Here is a 15,330-nt window from a genome sequence, read left to right as displayed (position 1 = left end):
CCTACCCGGTCAGGATCCGATACTGCGCGGCCAATTGGTGCTGCGCGCTATCGAGCTGGCGTGCAATCGTTTTAATGGTGTATCGCCCCGACGCGGCCAAGCACCAATAACGCGGCACCAGCCCGCTGGCCCCGGCGACACGGGTGCAGCGGCTCCGGGGCAGGCCAGCCACCGGCGAAGAAGCCTGTGCCGCTGGGGTTTTGACCAGGATGTCACTGTAGGCGTCGGCAAGCGTCTGGGCGCCGGCGGGGTCCTTTGCTTGGTACAGGGTGGCGAGGTTGACCGACACGTAGTCCACACCCGCCGCGGTCAGCGCCGGGCCGGCCTGGACCGGGTCGTCTTCCAGGTGCAGCGCGCCCGCCGTCTCGTAGGCGGCCCCGGACATCGGGGTGGTCTGGTCGGCGGGCAACGGCAGGGTGCGGGCGACGAGACCGGTGGGGTCCAGGGGGAGCGCGGGGAACTGGTTGGCGTCGGTGGGCCGAAACGTGTCGATCAGCGGTATTTGAAGGTCGATCGCGCGGGCGGCCAGCGGTGCTTCGCAATCCGGTCCGGTGGCGCAGCGCGCGACCTGGACGAGGACATAGGGACCGTGGGCGGTGAACACCGACAATTCACGCACCGTCTGGGCGCCGTCCTGGTAAGTCAGCAGTGCCGCCGCGGCGTCGGGGTGGCCCGGGATGGGGACGGCTTGCTCGGGCTCGGTGACGATGGGCGTGGCGCTGGGAAGGCGTGGCATGGCCATCGCCCTGGCGTGCATGCCGTGGGCCGCCGAGGTCGCGGTGCCGGGGTTGGCGAAGCGCAGGACGGCATTGCGCAGCGACATCTGGTGGTCGGGCCCGGGCGTTTGTCGCTCCGACATGAATCCGACCACGAAGGGAAGAGTGAAGGCGCCGCCCGTGATTGGCGTCCAGACAACTTGGGAGAGTTGGTCGAAGTTTTTGATCACGGTCGCCGAGCTGTTGGAACCCGGCGCGGTCAGGGAGGGGTCGGCCTGCCAGGGCCCGACGACAAAGGCGGCCATGCGGCGGCCCTCGACAAGGCGACCGGCTTCCTCGGATCCGGCGTTACCGAGTGGGGGCAAAGGGTCGGTCGGGTAGTTGCCCGGATCGAGCAATGAGGGGTTCACCGAAGACGACGGATTTGACCCCGGCTGGGATGCCTGCCGCGCGGAGCCCGCGGTGGTGTGGTGGCAAGCCACCAGAACGGCGGCGAGCAGCGCTGCGCGCATCGCCTTCTTCGCCCGTGCCACTGGACTTTTCACGGTTTGCAGATCTTCCAGCCGTCTTCGAGTTTCAGCGGCAAGCTCACCGACCGCGACCCCAGGGCCTCGTTTTGCGCGTCCATTGTTGCGGTGGCGGTATCGCCGGTGATCGCGACCGAGGTGATCTTGACGGTGGTGAGGCCGTTCTGGGCGCGGCTCTTCTTGAGATAATCCATTACGGAACCCGTGAATTCGACGCGCATCGCCGAGCACATCAGTTCGGTGTAGGCGTCCCAATTCTGGGTGTTGTAGGCGTCTTGAAACGCCATCACGGTCTGGCGTATCTGGTCTTCGGCGGACTCGGTCGTCGGAGGTGGCGGCGTAAGCGGGGCATTGGTCGGGCCCGCGACCACCGACGTGGTGTTGTGCGGGAGCACCGGGGTGCCTCCGGTGACGACGGAACAGGCGGCGGTGACGGCGGCGACGCCCAGCGCGGCTCCAGCTTTGGCCCACGCCGACGCCGGCGCGCGCATTGCCCACCTCATTGGCGGGGCACCCTGGCGGACGTCGCGATGACCAGCGCAGCGACGTCGGGGGCGCCGGTTGAGCGGCATTGCCGGATGTCGATGATGACGTTGCCACGCACCTGCATGCCGTGCTGACAGGTGGCGCCGCCCCCGCGCATGGTGGCGGCCAGGACGAGCACACCGGAGGTCGTGGTCGGCTGGGCGAAGTCCCACGCCTGGCCGGCCGTGCCCGGCGCGGTCACCGTGATGGCCTTGCCCCCGCACAGGGCCCACTGCCCGCGCTGGTTTACGTACGAAGGTCCCGCCTTGTCCGGGGGAAACGCGATGACCGCCTGGGTGACACTGTCCTGCCACGCCGTTTCGTTCAGGGCGCGCAGGACCTGCACCGCCACGCCGGTGTAACCGCTCGCCCCGTACGCCGATTGCTGTGCCGGTGCCCACGCCCCGGCGCACTGCGGGTTGTCGAGGGTCGCGGAGTCGTCCGACAAAGTGGCGCCGTCATGTTCGAGAACCAGGGGGCCTCCGTTCGTTCCGCTCGGAATCTGTGCGGCCGTCAGCAGGATCGAGCGCAGCTGGGCGGCAGCGACATTGGTGGCCGGTGGGCCCTGCGCCGACGCCGAGACCGACCCCGGCGCCGTGCCGGGGTCGGTGCCTGGGCCCCCGCGCCCGCGATCAGGCCAGACCAGCACGGTGACCGCCGCGGCCGTAACCAACCCGGCGGCGGCCACCGCGGCGCCGATCACGCCCCATCGGCGCCGGCGCGGTGGCGTTCGCGGGCGCGGATCCGGTGCCATGGTGCGCTGTCCGCTGTGCTGCCACCAGGCCGGCGCCGGGGACTGCACGGGATAGGGGCCGACCTGCCCGCTCGGTATGGGCGGCAGCGGCGCTCGGCGCGTGGAATCGCGCAGCGCGCTTTCCGCCGCGGCGGCAAGCTCGCCCGCCGAACCGAATCGGGCCGCCGGGTCCTTGGCCATCGCGATGGCGATCACCCGGTCCAGCGCGTCGGGCAGCGACGGTACCGCGTTTGTCACCTGCGGCGGTGGGCTGAACAGGTGCGCCATCATCACCGCGGCCGCGCCGTTTGTGGCCGGGAATGGCGTCTGGCCCGTCAGCAGCCGAAACAGGGCGCAACCCAGCGAGTAGATGTCGACGCGGCCGTCGATCGGCGCGTTGGACAGCACCTCGGGTGCCGCGTAGGCGACGGTGGCCATCACCGAGCCGGTCGCGGTCAGCCCGACATCGTCGAAGGCGCGAGCAATTCCGAAGTCACCCAGCAGGACTCGCTCCTCTGGACCTGTCGGGCCGGACAGCAGGAAGTTGCCCGGCTTGATGTCGCGGTGCACCACGTTGTGGGCGTGGGCGAAGTCAAGCGCCTTGGCGACCTCGGCGACGATGTGCACGGCGCGCTGCGGGGCCATCGTCCCCTCGCGCAGCGCCGCGTCGGCGTCGGTGCCGTCTACGAATTGCATCGCGATCCACAGCTGGCCGTCTTCGGTCTGCCCGCGGTTGTAGACCGACACGATCTGGGGGTGCTCGAGCGAGGCGGCCGTGTCGGCCTCACGAATGAACCGGGCCCGAAAATCGGGATCGCGCGACAGCTCGGAGGAGAGCACTTTCAGCGCGGTCTGGCGAGGCAGGCTCGGGTCGGCCGCCAGGTAGACCGTGCCCATCCCGCCGGCGCCCAGCACCCGCTCGATGCGGTACCCGCACACCACTGACCCGCTTGTCAGCACCCGAACACCCTACGGTCACCCCCTGTCCGTACGGCTAACTTAGACGGTTCGATCCACCGCATGCCGTTGCGATCGGGTGATCGCCGCCGTTTCGTCGGCGAGCTTCTCGCCGATGAGCCGGATCTGCCTCGCGCTGAGCGGGCACAGCGGATGCACGGCCAGCATCAGGGCCGCCTGTCCACGATGGTCGAAAACCGGTGCGGCGATGGTGACCACGGGTTGCTTGCGCCGACCGGGATTGTCGTCGGAGAGGAAGCCGATGGTGGTGAACTCCGCGAGCAGCTGATCCAGGATGTGGCGTACGGGAGTCGGCATCTCGTGGTGATCCAGGCCGACGACCGCTTGGACGGCCTGCGCCAGCGCGGGGGTTGTCCAGTCGACGTCGAACCCCCGTTCCCGGGTGTGCTCCAGGACGCGTTCGAGGCGCTCGACGCGATCGGTGTTGTCGCCGGCGCCGCGACGGATCCACGCCCGTTGTTCCTCCTCGGCGTCCCAGGCGGCGAGGGCGACGCCGAAGGGCGGGGCGTAGGGAATGCGATCGCCCGGGATGCCCGCCGGCTGCGTCGCGGCGTCGCCCTCGAAGGCGGTCACCACCAGCGAATCGCCGAACCGCTCGACCACCGATCCGGCGTAGCCGACGTCGCGGGAGAGTCGCAGCGCCGCGGTACGGGCGGCATGCGTAAGGGGGCGGGCGGTGTCGGTGCGCGCGGCCACCACGGCGAGCGCGGGGCCCAGGATGAACGTCTTCGCGACGGGATCGCGGCTGACCCAGCCCCGGTCGCACAGCGTCTTGAGGATCGCGTGGGCCGTCGCCTGGGTGAGATCGAGTTCGCGCGCGACGTCGGAGAAGCGCAGCGGCGCATCCGGGGACCGGGCCAGGAGCTCGACGACGTCGAGCACCCGGGCGGTCGGTGCCGACGGCGATCCGCGAATGTCTTGACTCCTTTGGGGCGGGGTTCATATGGTTACTCCGAGCATTCGAGATCTTATATCGAGTATTCGAGAAGACAAACGAGGCTGGTACGGAACCCTCGACGCCATCGCGTCGGGACGGCTCGATCCGCTACCGAGCGTCGGCAAGGTCATCGGGCTCGACGAGGTGCCCGGCGCGCTCGAGTTGGCCCGCCGCTCAGACGGCCCACCACGCATCGTGGTCCACCCGAATGGAGACGTCACGTGAGCGAAAACGACGACCGGCAACAAATCTCGGATCTGCTCGTTCGCTACGCGACCGGGATCGACCGGCGCGACTGGCCGCTGTTTCGAACGGTATTCACCGAGGACTGCGAACTCGACTACGGCGAGATCGGCGCGTGGAGCGGCGTCGACGCCGTCACCGACTTCATGGACAAGACGCACGCCCTGGCGGGCCATACGCTGCACCGCTTGACCAACCAGGTCATCACGATAAACGGCGAAAAGGCCACGGCGCGCACCTACGTCGACGCCCTGATCATGTTCGCCGACAACCAATCCGGTGCCAACGGGATCGGCTATTACGACGACGACATCGTCCGCACCGCCGACGGTTGGCGCATCGCGCGGCGGCGCTTCACCGTCGTGCGCGTGAGCACAGTTGGGAGCCCTAGGTGACGTTCGCATCCAAGTACGGGCCGTGGGCGCTGGTCGCAGGCGCGTCCGACGGCCTGGGCGCCGCGTTCGCCGCGGGGCTCGCCGAGCGCGGCGTCAACGTGGTGCTGCTGGCCCGCCGCCAATCGGCGCTGGACGCCGTCGCCGCCGAGATCGGTTCCCGCAGCGGGGTCGAAACACGCACTCTCGCTATCGATCTCGCGCAGCCGGGCGCCTCATCGTCGATCGCCGCCGCCACTAGCGATCTGGAGATCGGCTTTCTCGTGTGCTGCGCGGGCGCCGACCCGAATTATGAGCCGTTCCTTGCCAACCCGATCGAGGCCGCCGAGGCGATGGTGCAACGCAACTGCATGGTGCCGATGCAGTTGTGCCACCACTTCGCGCCCGCCATGGTCGAGCGGGGCAGCGGCGGCATCGTCATCTTCGGGTCAGGCGCCGGGTTGGCCGGGGGGCCCAACATGGTGGCCTACGGGGCATCCAAGGCGTTCGACATGGTCTTCGCCGAGGCGTTGTGGGCCGAGTTGCACGACAAAGGCGTCGACGTCGTGGGCCTGATCCTCGGCAAGACCGACACGCCCGCGCTGCGCCGGCTCGAACACAGTCGCGGCCAGATAAGTTCGCCCGACGACACACCACCGGGCTGCGCCGCCGTGGACGATGTGATCGCGGAGGCCTTCGAAAACCTCGCCAACGGCCCGACCTGGTTCGTCGGCGACGTCATGCGCGCCGCCGAGCAGCTGACGAGTTCACTGACCCGCAATCAGACCGTCGAACTCTTCGCACAGGCCGCGGCCGCGGCGATGGGTCCGCCGGGTTAACCGTTCCCCGGGGGAACCCGGAGCTGTGGCGGCGCGTCGAAGTTAATCGAGCTATCTGTGCGCCCGTCGATCCATCGGTGGCGCAAAACGCGCCGGGCCGCGGTGCGGTCGGCTCAAAACGCCACGGCAGGGCCACGAAAGGTTTGCCAAAGTTTCGGATCAGCCAGCCCGAACTTTCCGTCCCGGCCAGGGTGGCCAGCGAAGACGGAACGCGTCCGGCCGCCACATCGGCTCTCGGATCGCGTTGCTGGGTCACGATTTCGCGGGTAGGTTTGGGTGCAGTTCGCCACGGCATGCGAGCCAACGCAATCACCAATGATCGGCACCCCTCTTCGAGTTGAAGGATGACGATGCCGGCCACCGACAGGTCCGCTGCCACCGTCGCGACGACATCGCGCGCGCGGCGATTCACCTTGATCCGCTCGACGCTCATCACCGCGATCTTCATCGCCCCGGCGGTGGTCACCCGAATCGCCGGCCTGCACCTGGACCCCGTCGCCGCCCTCCTGATCTACGGGGCCGCGGTGGTCGCGGCCAGCTTTCTGCTGGCGTGGGCCGCCGAGGCCGGGCAGATCGACGTCTCCGGCGGGCTGGCGATCGCGGTGCTCGCGCTGGTGGCCGTGCTGCCCGAATACGCCGTGGACCTCTACTACGCCTATGTGTCCGGCCACGATCCGGATTACACCCAGTACGCCGCCGCGAACATGACCGGGTCCAACCGGCTGCTGATGGGGCTGGGCTGGCCCGTCGTGGTGCTGGTCAGCATCGTCGTCGCGCGACGGGCGGGTTCGGGCAAATCCGCTCCCAAATCCGCCGCGGTCGAATTGGAGCCCGCCAATCGCGTCGAACTCGGCTTCCTGCTGATCGCCGGCATCGCCGCATTCGTCATGCCGGCGACCGGACAGATCCACATGGCGCTGGGGTTGGCGCTGCTGGCCTGGTTCGGCTTCTACCTTTACAAGATCGGCCACGGCGACGTGGAGGAACCGGACCTCGTCGGCACCGCGGCCGCGCTCGGGGAGCTGCCCGATCGCGTTCGGCGCGTCGCGGTCATCGGTCTCTTCGCGACATCGGGCGCCGTGATTCTGCTGTGCGCCAAGCCGTTCGCCGACAACCTCGTCGCGGCGGGCACCGAGCTCGGCATCGACCGATTCCTGCTCGTCCAGTGGCTCGCGCCGCTGGCATCGGAGGCGCCCGAGTTCATCATCGCGGTCATCTTCGCCTCCCGCGGCAAGGGCACGGCGGCGATCGCCACGCTGATCTCCTCCAAGGTCAACCAGTGGACGCTGCTGATCGGATCGCTGCCCGTGGCACACGTCCTCGGCGGCGGCGGATTCTCGCTGGCGCTGGACTCCCGCCAGGTCGAGGAGGTGCTACTCACGGCCACTCAGACGCTGATGGGCGTCGCGTTGATCCTGGGGCTGCGTTTCTCCCGGGTCGCGGCGTGCGCGTTGCTGACGTTGTTCTTCGTCCAGTTCCCGCTCGTCTCGACGCGGGAGCGGCTGCTGTTGTGCGGTGTCTACGTCGCGGTGGCCGTGGTGGGCCTGGTCATCAACCGCCGCCAGCTCGTCGCCACGTTCCGGGCACCGTTCGTCGGCAGGGCGATCCGCCACACTGGCCGCCCCCATCACGACGCGGAGAGCCCGTCGCTCCCGAGGTAGGGCACCCGTATACGGTCCACGTATGAAACGAGTGTCGGTGATCACCGGCGGCGCCGGCGGCATGGGTCTGGCCACGGCCAAAGTCGTTGGCCGCGACCACACCGTGGTCCTCTGCGACGTGCGGCAGGACCGCCTGGACAGCGCGGCCGCAACCCTGCAAGGCCTCGGGATGACTCCGACGGCCGTCAACTGTGACGTCACCGACCGCGATGCCGTCGCGGACCTGCTCGACACCGCAACCCGGCTCGGGACGGTCGCTTCGGTCATCCACACCGCCGGCGTCAGTCCGAGCATGGGTCCCGCCGACTACGTCATGCGGACCAATGCGGTCGGCACCATCAACGTCGATGAGGCGTTTTACGAGATCGCCGGTGAGGGCGCGGTGGTCGTCAACGTGGCGTCCATGTCGGCCTACATGCTCCCCGCGGAAATCGTTCCGACACACCAATTTCCGCTGGCCTTTGAAGACCTCGAGGCCTTCATGGAGGCCATGCTGAAGGCGTGCGACATCGCGCCCGAGGAGGCCCGGTCGGGCCTCGCCTACGCGCTGAGCAAGACCTTCGTCAAGTGGTACAGCCAGGCGCAGGCGGAGCGATTCAACGCACGCGGGCTGCGCATCGTCTCCGTTTCGCCGGGGTCGACCGACACCGAGATGGGCCGGCTGGAGGAGCAGGCCGGGGCCGGCGCGATGGTCGCCGACGCCGCCGTCCCGCGTTGGGGAAAGCCCGAGGAGATGGCCGAGCTACTCGCGTTCTGCGCCAGCGACAAAGCTGGTTACCTGACCGGCACCGACATCCTCAACGACGGCGGGGTGATCGCGTCGATGACGGAGCGGGCCAGGGCGGCCGCCGCGAATCAGACGAGGTAGTAGAGCTCGGCGTCTTCAGCCTGAAGGTAAGTAGGAAGCGCGCACGATATCTATGCTGAGCGGATGCCGCAACGGGCGTTGCGTGACCGCCTGATCGAACTGGAAGTACCGGGCGAGGATGTGGCGCGCGGTCGGGCGCTGCGCAAGACCGTCCCCAGGCGCGCGCTCGCGCAGCTGACGCCCGCGAACCGCTCGGCCACGGAAATCCTCGTGGCCCAAAACGACGGGCGGCTAAGCGAACTCGTCCCGCTGCGGTTCGCCCGCATGCTCGCCGACCCGTTCTCGTTCTACCGCGGGTCAGCGGCGGTCATGGCCGCCGACCTGGCCGCCAGCCCTACCAGCGGGATCGAAGTCATGTGCTGCGGCGACGCGCACGTGTCGAACTTCGGCATGTACGCCGCGCCGGACCGCTCAATCGTGTTCGACCTGAACGACTTCGACGAGGCCGCCGTGGCGCCCGGGGAGTGGGACGTCAAGCGCCTGGTCACCAGCGCGATCGTCGGGGGCCGCCACGCGGGGTATCCGGCCAAAGCCATCCGCGGCTGCGTCGAACAGGCGCTGGTGGGCTACCAGACCAGCCTGGAGGCGATGCTCGAGGAAATGAACGTGCTGGACCGCTACTACCTGCGCGTGGAACCCGAGCACTACAGCGGGAAGGTGTCCAAGGGCCTGCAGGCGGTGATTGAGAAGACGATATCTCAGGCGCGCACCCGAACGTCGGCGCGAGTCTTCCGGCGGATCACGGAGATTGGCCCCGACGGGACCCCTCGGCTGCGGGAGGCGCCCCCGGTCTTGCAGCACGTCGACGAGGAGACCGAAGCGCCGCTGCTGGAGGCGGTCCGGGAGTATCTGGCCGCGGTGCCGGCCGACGTGGCGCTGCTGCTGTCGCACTTTCGGATCACGGATGTCGCGCTGCGCGTCGTCGGCGTCGGCAGCGTGGGCACCCGGTGTTACCTGGTCATCCTGGTCGGCCCCAACGGAACACCGCTGATCCTGCAGATCAAAGAGGCCACGCGGTCGGTGCTCGAGGAATACGGCGGGTGGGCTCAGCCGGACAGCCTCAACGCGGCCGTCGAAGCCAAGGGCCAGGGGGTGCGCGTCATCGACGGCCAGCAGATCCTGCAGGCGATGTCGGATGTATTTCTCGGGACGACCCGCAAGGACGGGCGCGACTACTACGTCCGCCAATTCCACGACATGAAGGGCAGCATCGACACCGAAGGCATGTCGGCGGCGACCTTCTCCGAATACGTCGTCGCCTGTGCGGTGCTCCTGGCGCGCGCACACTCGCAGAGCGCCAACGCATCGATCCTGCGCGGTTACGTCGGCACCAGCAGCGCGGTGCACGACGCTGTCGCCGAGTGGTCCTACACGTACGCCGACAAGTCACTCGACGATTTTCACCAGCTGCGCGCGGCGGCCGCGGCCGGCGACATCGAGGTGGCCGACGATCCCGCCCGCTGAGAAGCCGCGGCTCACGCGGGCGTCAGGCGGACCGCCAGACGCGTCGGTCCGCGGAGCAAACTATTCGTGGACCATTGCGGCGCCCCGACCACGGAAATTCGGCTCACGTGAGTCACCAATTCACGCAGCACCGCCTGGGCCTCCATGCGCGTCAATTGCGCTCCGATGCACAGGTGCGCGCCGAACCCAAAAGTCATGTGCTGGCCAGGGTTTCGAGTCACCCTGAACGCGTCGGGTTCGTCGAACGCCCGCGGATCCCGATTGGCCGCGCCGATCGACAGCATGATCCGCGCACCCGCCGGGATCGTGGTATCGCCGACGCGGTAGTCGCGCAGGGCGGTGCGATACACGTTCTGCGCCGGTGACAGGTAGCGCAGTAACTCCTCGACCGCCATCGGTATCAGGTCGGGATCGGCGCGCAGCAGGTCATACTGCTCCGGGTTGGCGGCCAGGGTGTCGAACATGCCGCCGAGCAGGTTGGTCGTGGTCTCGTTGCCGGCCAGAAGCAACAGCATCGCGAAGTAGAACAACTCGCGGTCGGGCAGCGAGCCGGCCGCGTTCTCCGCCAACAGCCGTCCCAGGATCGTGTCCGAGCCCTTCAGGCCGCCGACGGCGAACTGCCGCGTGAAATAGCGGTGCATCGCCCACGAACCGCGCACCGAGACCGCGAGCTTGCGGGCACCGCGTGCCGTGAGGTCGATGTCGGTGACCTGTACCGACTCCTCGGACCACCGCCGAAAGTCGTCGACATCGGTGTCGGGAACGCCCAACAACTGGGCGATGAGGCGCACCGGCATCGGTATCGCCAGCCGCTGCACCACGTCGCAACCCGGGTTGGCCACGACGTCGTGGACCGTCTCTGCGGCCAGCCTGTCGATGATCGGGTGCCAGCTGTCGAGCGCGGCCTTGGTGAAGGCCGGCAGTACCTGACGGCGCTGCCGGGCGTGCGCTTCGCCGTCGAGCGAGACCAGGATCGGCGTGCGTATCCGGGTCAGCATGGGTCCGTCGGCACTGGACAGTTTCGCGTCGTCGCGGGCGGCCGCCCGGACATCGTCCAGCCGGCTCAGGACAAACACTCTGCGCCTCGGGTTGTACTGCACCCGGGCGCCGGCGTGCAGGCGGCGATAGGCCTCGTGTGGCTGGGCCGCCGTCGCCGCATCCAGCGGATCGTAGGCGGTGATGTCCGCGTCGAGCGGCAGGCGCCGTCGGGCGCCCGTGGCATTGGCCAGCGCGGCGCCGGCCAGCGTGCGGGCCGCCGAGCCGGTGAAGCGAACCCCGTCAGTGAGCGCCATCGATCACCTAACCTGTACAGTTACGCACTGGACCGTAACGTAAGTTTCCGTAATCGACAAGGGCCGTCGCCGTGGACATGACAATCGACGAACTTGCGCGCCGCGTCGACATGACCGCGCGGAACATTCGTGAGTGGCAGACCAACGGGTTGCTACCACCGCCACAGCGGCGCGGTCGGATCGGGATTTACGGCGACGACCACATCTCGCACATCGAGCGGATCAAATCGCTTCGAGCGCAAGGCTTTCCGCTCGACATCATCCGGCGTGTCCTGGATCAGTCCGGTGAGTCGGCGCCCGAGGTACGTCGGATGGCCTCGGAATTGCTGAGCCCCGCCAACCTCACGGGATCGGTGGAGATGAAACGGGTCGACCTGGTCCGCCAGTTCGGCCCCGACGCGGAGCGGTACTTCACGGACTGCGGGCTGGTCGACATCCTCAACGACGAGCTGCTCGTTGTCACCGACACGGCAACGTTCGACTACGTCGAGAAGCTGATCGCCGTCGGCCTGCCGTTGGATAAGGTGGCCCGGGCCTTGATCCTCATGACCGATCATCAGATTGCGAGCATGCAACCACTCGTCGAGCTCTATCGCGATGAAGTCTGGGAGCCGTTCCTAGGCGCCGGGCTACCCGCCGATGACTGGCCCGAGATCGCTGAGAAGACCGTCCAATTACGTTCCCTGGGAATCGGTCTCGGCATGCAGGCGTTCCGCAGGGCGATAGACGACGTGGCGGGCAGGATCGCCACCGAGGAAGCCGCCAAGATGGATGTGCCGAGGACGCCCCGAAAGCGGCGCCGCACCCGTTGAGTGGTGCGACCAATCCCGCGGCCGCAGCCGCCAGGTTCGGCGGGCGTAGTCCAATTCGGTGTAGGGCCACTGGGTCACAATGCGGCCGCTGGGTGACCGGAAGTAGCTGTCGCACTGGGTCCAGACAGTGCGTTCGAGGTCCGCGGAAAGCTGGTCGTTGTAGCGCCTTTCGGCCTCCGGACGGACATCCACGTAGCCGCCCCGCCGCGCCACCCGGCTGACGGCGCTGGCCACCAGCCGCGCACCCGCCTCCAAGATGTAGACGATCGAGTTGCCGCCCTGGTTGGTGTTGGGGCCGTAGAGCATGAAGAAATTCGGGAAGCCGGCGACCGCCACCCCCAGGTAGGCGCTCGGGTCGGCGCCCCAGCGCTCGTGCAGGCGCTGACCGCCGATGCCGACAACGTCGATGCCCGACAGGTAGCGCGACGTCTCGAACCCGGTCGCCAGCACGATCGTGTCGGCGTCGACGACCTGGCCGGCCTTGGTCACCACCGACGCCTCGCCGACCCGTGCTATGGGGTCGGTGACCAGATCGACGTTGTCCGCCTGCAACGCCCGGTAATAGTCGTCCCCCAGCAACACCCGCTTGCAGCGGAACGGATAGTCCGGCGTCAGCGCGCGGCGGAGCCGCCCGTCGGCCACGGTGCGCTCCAAGAAAGACGTCGCGACGTGCGTGCGCGCTGCGACCACCGGGTCGTCGGCGAAAGTGGCCGTGTTGTCGTGCTGGAATTTCCAGATCTGCCAACGCGCGCGGCGCGCCGCCAGGGGATCGCGCCGAAAGCGCTCCAATTCCGCTGCACTGTACGGTCGGTCGTCCTTGGGCACCATCCACGGCGGCGTCCGCTGGAACACCGTCACGCGTTCCGCGGTCTTCGCGAGCTCGGGGACCACCTGCACCCCGCTGGCGCCGGTGCCGATCACCGCTACCTTCCTGCCGGCCAGCTCGATGTCCTTATCCCACTGGGCGGTGTGCATGAGCGTGCCGCCGAACTCACTCAACCCCGCGATCTCGGGACGCTTCGGCGACCCGAACAATCCGACGGCGCAGACGACGACGTCGGCCGTCAGCGTCTCGGCCTGCCCGGCGCGGTCCAATTCGCAGTCCCAGCACCGCGCGTCGGAATTCCAGCGGACCGATCGCACTTTGGTGCCGAGCATAAGATGGCGCCGCAGGTCGAAGTCGTCTGCCACGGACTCGAGGTAGGCCAGGATCTCGGGCTGACGGGCGTAAGTGCGGCTCCAGGACTTGTTGGGCGCGAAGGAAAACGAGTAAAGGTGGCTCTGGATGTCGCAGGCGGCGCCGGGATAGGTGTTGCGGCGCCAGGTGCCGCCGACCCCGTCGTCGGCCTCGATGATGACCAGGTCGTCGAGACCGGCGCGGCGTAGCGACACCGCCGCGCCGAGGCCGCCGAAGCCGGCGCCGATGATCGCCACCCTCGGGGGGCGCCGCCGGCGCGTCGCCGCCCGCAGCCGGCCGACCGCATAGCGCCGACGGGCCAGCCGGCTCGTCACGGGGCGGCCTTTCCGCCGCGAACCTCATACCCGTCCAGGTCGCCCTTCGCCCGCCACGTGTCCAGCATGTCCGCGTATTCCGTGGGCGCACCTATGAAGAAGCTGCCCTGCCGAGTCTTGGCGTCCGCCTTGCCTTCCCGGTTGTAGTAGCCGGGGGTGCAGGTGCTGGCCCGCTCGGCGGTCGCGGTGGAGCGGGCCACCACCAGGTCGACCCAGGCGGACTCGGCCTCGCATGACGCCTCGATTTCGCTGACGCCGCGCTCCAGCGCCCAGGCGATCATCCACGCGGCATGGCTGGCCTGCACGTCCAACAGGTATGGAAAGTTCACCGTCAGCCCCGCCTGGGCGATGCTTTCGATGAAGCAGTTCGGGAAGCCGTTGGCACACAAGCCCTGGTACGTGCGCACGCCGTCGCGCCACCGGTCGGTCAGCGTCACGCCGTCGCGGCCGATCAGCTCGAACCCGGTGCGCCGGCAGTAGTCGGTGCCGACCTCGAAACCCGTTGCGAAGATTAGGCAGTCGAGTTCGTAGGTCGCCCCGTCGACGACGACGCCGGCCTCGGTGATGCGCTCGACCCCGCGACCGCGCGTGTCGACGAGCGTGACGTTGTCGCGGTTGAAGGTCTGCAGGTAGTCGTCGTGGAAACACGGCCGCTTGCAGAAGTAGCCGTACCACGGTTTGAGCGCCTCGGCGGTCGCGGGGTCGGCCACGATGTCGTCGACGCGCGCGCGAATCTCCTCCATCTTGGCGAAGTCGGCCAGTTCGATGTTGGGGGCCGCGCCGGCACCGTCCTGGCGCATGACGGGAAGTTTGCGGGTGATGCTGGTCCAGGCATCGGCGACCAGATCCTCCTCGGCCTGACCGCCGGCCGTCAGGATCTGGAAGTTCCGGATGCGTTCGGACTGCCAGCCCGGCTGTAATGTGCTGGCCCACTGCGGATCCGTGGGCCGGTTGGCCCGCACGTCGACCGATGACGGCGTGCGCTGGAAGACGTAGAGCTGCCGCGCCGCCGCGGCGAGGTGCGGCACGCACTGGATCGCCGTGGCGCCGGTGCCGATGATGCCGACGCGCTTTGTCGCCAGGTTCTCCAGCTTTTCGCCGGTGTAGCCGTAGTCCCACCGGCTGGTGTGGAAGGTCGGGCCGCGAAAACTGCCGAGGCCGGCGATCCCGGGCAGCTTGGGCTTGGCCTGGTAACCGTTGGCCATGGAGACGAACTTGGCCCGCATCTCGTCGCCGTGGTTGGTCCGGATGATCCAGCGGGAAGCATTTGGATCCCAACGGATCTCATGCACGTCGGTTTGCAGACACGCGTCGCGATAGAGATCGTAGTGCTCGGCGATGCGCTGGCAGTGGGCGAAGATCTCCGATCCCCTGGCGTACTTGTCCGCCGGGATGTAGCCGAGCTCCTCCAACAGCGGCATATAGACATAGGATTCGACGTCGCACGCGATCCCCGGATACCGGTTCCAATACCAGGTGCCACCCACGTCGGCCGCCCGGTCGATCAGGCGCACGCTTTCGACACCGAGCTCGCGCAGCCGCGCGCCGGTCAGCAGCCCGCCGAATCCGGCGCCGATGACCGCGACGTCGACCTCGTCGGTCAGTGGCGCGCGGGTGAACGTTCCGTCCACCCAAGGGTCTTCGGCGAATCGCGCGAAGGCACCCGCCGTCTCGACGTACTGCGCGATGCCGTCCTGGCGCAGTCGCCGGGCCCGTTCATCGGCGTACTTGCGGCGCAGCGCGTCGACGTCGAACCCCACGCCAACGGTCGCAGGTCTTGGCATCGGCTTCCTCATCGTGATCCCCGCCCGACTATATAATCAATCAGTTGATCATATCAATGCCCCGGCGA

The 15,330-nt window shown here is 68.3% G+C and carries 12 protein-coding genes and 2 pseudogenes; 7 read left to right on the top strand and 7 right to left on the bottom strand.

From position 1 onward, the window contains the following. Nucleotide 1: 1 nt before the first annotated feature. The 4 genes from AC5Y2S_RS27295 to AC5Y2S_RS27280 are packed head-to-tail and all read right to left on the bottom strand — an operon-like array spanning nucleotide 2 to nucleotide 4,361. The gene (locus AC5Y2S_RS27295; protein ID WP_499959627.1) at nucleotides 2-1,261 is read right to left on the bottom strand and encodes a DUF7373 family lipoprotein; all 1,260 of its coding nucleotides are present in this window, start codon (nucleotides 1,259-1,261) and stop codon (nucleotides 2-4) included. Continuing rightward, nucleotides 1,258-1,734: an Rv0361 family membrane protein gene (locus AC5Y2S_RS27290; protein WP_499959626.1), complete on the bottom strand. Its 477-nt coding sequence runs from the start codon at nucleotides 1,732-1,734 to the stop codon at nucleotides 1,258-1,260. The genes AC5Y2S_RS27295 and AC5Y2S_RS27290 overlap by 4 nt, the downstream gene beginning before the upstream one ends. An 8-nt stretch (nucleotides 1,735-1,742) precedes the next feature. After that, nucleotides 1,743-3,461 carry a serine/threonine-protein kinase PknH/PknJ gene (locus AC5Y2S_RS27285; RefSeq protein WP_499959624.1) on the bottom strand — a complete coding sequence of 573 codons (1,719 nt, stop codon included), beginning with the start codon at nucleotides 3,459-3,461 and terminating at the stop codon, nucleotides 1,743-1,745. A 39-nt stretch (nucleotides 3,462-3,500) separates the two neighbouring features. Then, nucleotides 3,501-4,361 carry an IclR family transcriptional regulator gene (locus AC5Y2S_RS27280; protein ID WP_499959623.1) on the bottom strand — a complete coding sequence of 287 codons (861 nt, stop codon included), beginning with the start codon at nucleotides 4,359-4,361 and terminating at the stop codon, nucleotides 3,501-3,503. 118 nt (nucleotides 4,362-4,479) lie between these two features. On the opposite strand from AC5Y2S_RS27280, the pseudogene AC5Y2S_RS27275 reads away from it, so the two are divergent. The 6 genes and pseudogenes from AC5Y2S_RS27275 to AC5Y2S_RS27250 form a co-directional block, all read left to right on the top strand. After that, a pseudogene (locus tag AC5Y2S_RS27275) lies at nucleotides 4,480-4,641 on the top strand (zinc-binding dehydrogenase); the annotation flags it as partial. Further along, nucleotides 4,638-5,054 carry a nuclear transport factor 2 family protein gene (locus AC5Y2S_RS27270; protein WP_499959621.1) on the top strand — a complete coding sequence of 139 codons (417 nt, stop codon included), beginning with the start codon at nucleotides 4,638-4,640 and terminating at the stop codon, nucleotides 5,052-5,054. The pseudogene AC5Y2S_RS27275 and the gene AC5Y2S_RS27270, both read left to right, overlap by 4 nt. Beyond that, nucleotides 5,051-5,869, top strand: a complete 819-nt coding sequence (locus AC5Y2S_RS27265) for an SDR family NAD(P)-dependent oxidoreductase (RefSeq protein WP_499959620.1) — start codon at nucleotides 5,051-5,053, stop codon at nucleotides 5,867-5,869. Before AC5Y2S_RS27270 ends, AC5Y2S_RS27265 begins: the two co-directional genes overlap by 4 nt. 344 nt (nucleotides 5,870-6,213) lie before the next feature. Further along, complete coding sequence (locus tag AC5Y2S_RS27260; protein WP_499959619.1) at nucleotides 6,214-7,530, top strand: calcium:cation antiporter family protein; 1,317 nt, start codon at nucleotides 6,214-6,216, stop codon at nucleotides 7,528-7,530. Nucleotides 7,531-7,552: 22 nt separating this feature from the next. Then, nucleotides 7,553-8,398 (top strand): SDR family oxidoreductase, encoded by an 846-nt coding sequence (locus tag AC5Y2S_RS27255; protein WP_499959618.1) that lies wholly within the window; start codon nucleotides 7,553-7,555, stop codon nucleotides 8,396-8,398. Nucleotides 8,399-8,461: 63 nt separating this feature from the next. Next, on the top strand, nucleotides 8,462-9,862 hold the full coding sequence (locus AC5Y2S_RS27250; protein WP_499959617.1) for a DUF2252 domain-containing protein: 1,401 nt from the start codon (nucleotides 8,462-8,464) through the stop codon (nucleotides 9,860-9,862). Between the two features lie 11 nt (nucleotides 9,863-9,873). Here the strand turns inward: AC5Y2S_RS27250 and AC5Y2S_RS27245 are convergent, their stop codons facing one another. Then, nucleotides 9,874-11,154 carry a cytochrome P450 gene (locus tag AC5Y2S_RS27245; RefSeq protein WP_499959614.1) on the bottom strand — a complete coding sequence of 427 codons (1,281 nt, stop codon included), beginning with the start codon at nucleotides 11,152-11,154 and terminating at the stop codon, nucleotides 9,874-9,876. Nucleotides 11,155-11,231: 77 nt separating this feature from the next. Here AC5Y2S_RS27245 and AC5Y2S_RS27240 point away from each other — a divergent pair. After that, nucleotides 11,232-11,423: pseudogene (locus AC5Y2S_RS27240) on the top strand (helix-turn-helix domain-containing protein); the annotation flags it as partial. Between the two features lie 405 nt (nucleotides 11,424-11,828). On the opposite strand, the gene AC5Y2S_RS27235 reads toward AC5Y2S_RS27240, so the two are convergent. Both AC5Y2S_RS27235 and AC5Y2S_RS27230 read right to left on the bottom strand, forming a co-directional pair. After that, complete coding sequence (locus tag AC5Y2S_RS27235; protein ID WP_499959613.1) at nucleotides 11,829-13,478, bottom strand: flavin-containing monooxygenase; 1,650 nt, start codon at nucleotides 13,476-13,478, stop codon at nucleotides 11,829-11,831. Next, nucleotides 13,475-15,262, bottom strand: coding sequence for a flavin-containing monooxygenase (locus tag AC5Y2S_RS27230; protein WP_499959612.1), 1,788 nt, complete (start codon nucleotides 15,260-15,262; stop codon nucleotides 13,475-13,477). Before AC5Y2S_RS27230 ends, AC5Y2S_RS27235 begins: the two co-directional genes overlap by 4 nt. Nucleotides 15,263-15,330 lie beyond the last annotated feature (68 nt).

This window comes from Mycobacterium sp. NGS69 (genome assembly GCF_059812165.1).
This window is presented reverse-complemented; position numbering and strand designations above follow the sequence as displayed.

Bases quoted from the DNA above. Each gene is read 5' to 3' on its own strand.
- AC5Y2S_RS27260 (WP_499959619.1), top strand. From the start codon at position 6,214: ATGACGATGCCGGCCACCGACAGGTCCGCTGCCACCGTCGCGACGACA.
- AC5Y2S_RS27255 (WP_499959618.1), top strand. From the start codon at position 7,553: ATGAAACGAGTGTCGGTGATCACCGGCGGCGCCGGCGGCATGGGTCTG.
- AC5Y2S_RS27230 (WP_499959612.1), bottom strand. From the start codon at position 15,262: ATGCCAAGACCTGCGACCGTTGGCGTGGGGTTCGACGTCGACGCGCTG.
- AC5Y2S_RS27250 (WP_499959617.1), top strand. From the start codon at position 8,462: ATGCCGCAACGGGCGTTGCGTGACCGCCTGATCGAACTGGAAGTACCG.
- AC5Y2S_RS27245 (WP_499959614.1), bottom strand. From the start codon at position 11,154: ATGGCGCTCACTGACGGGGTTCGCTTCACCGGCTCGGCGGCCCGCACG.
- AC5Y2S_RS27290 (WP_499959626.1), bottom strand. From the start codon at position 1,734: ATGCGCGCGCCGGCGTCGGCGTGGGCCAAAGCTGGAGCCGCGCTGGGC.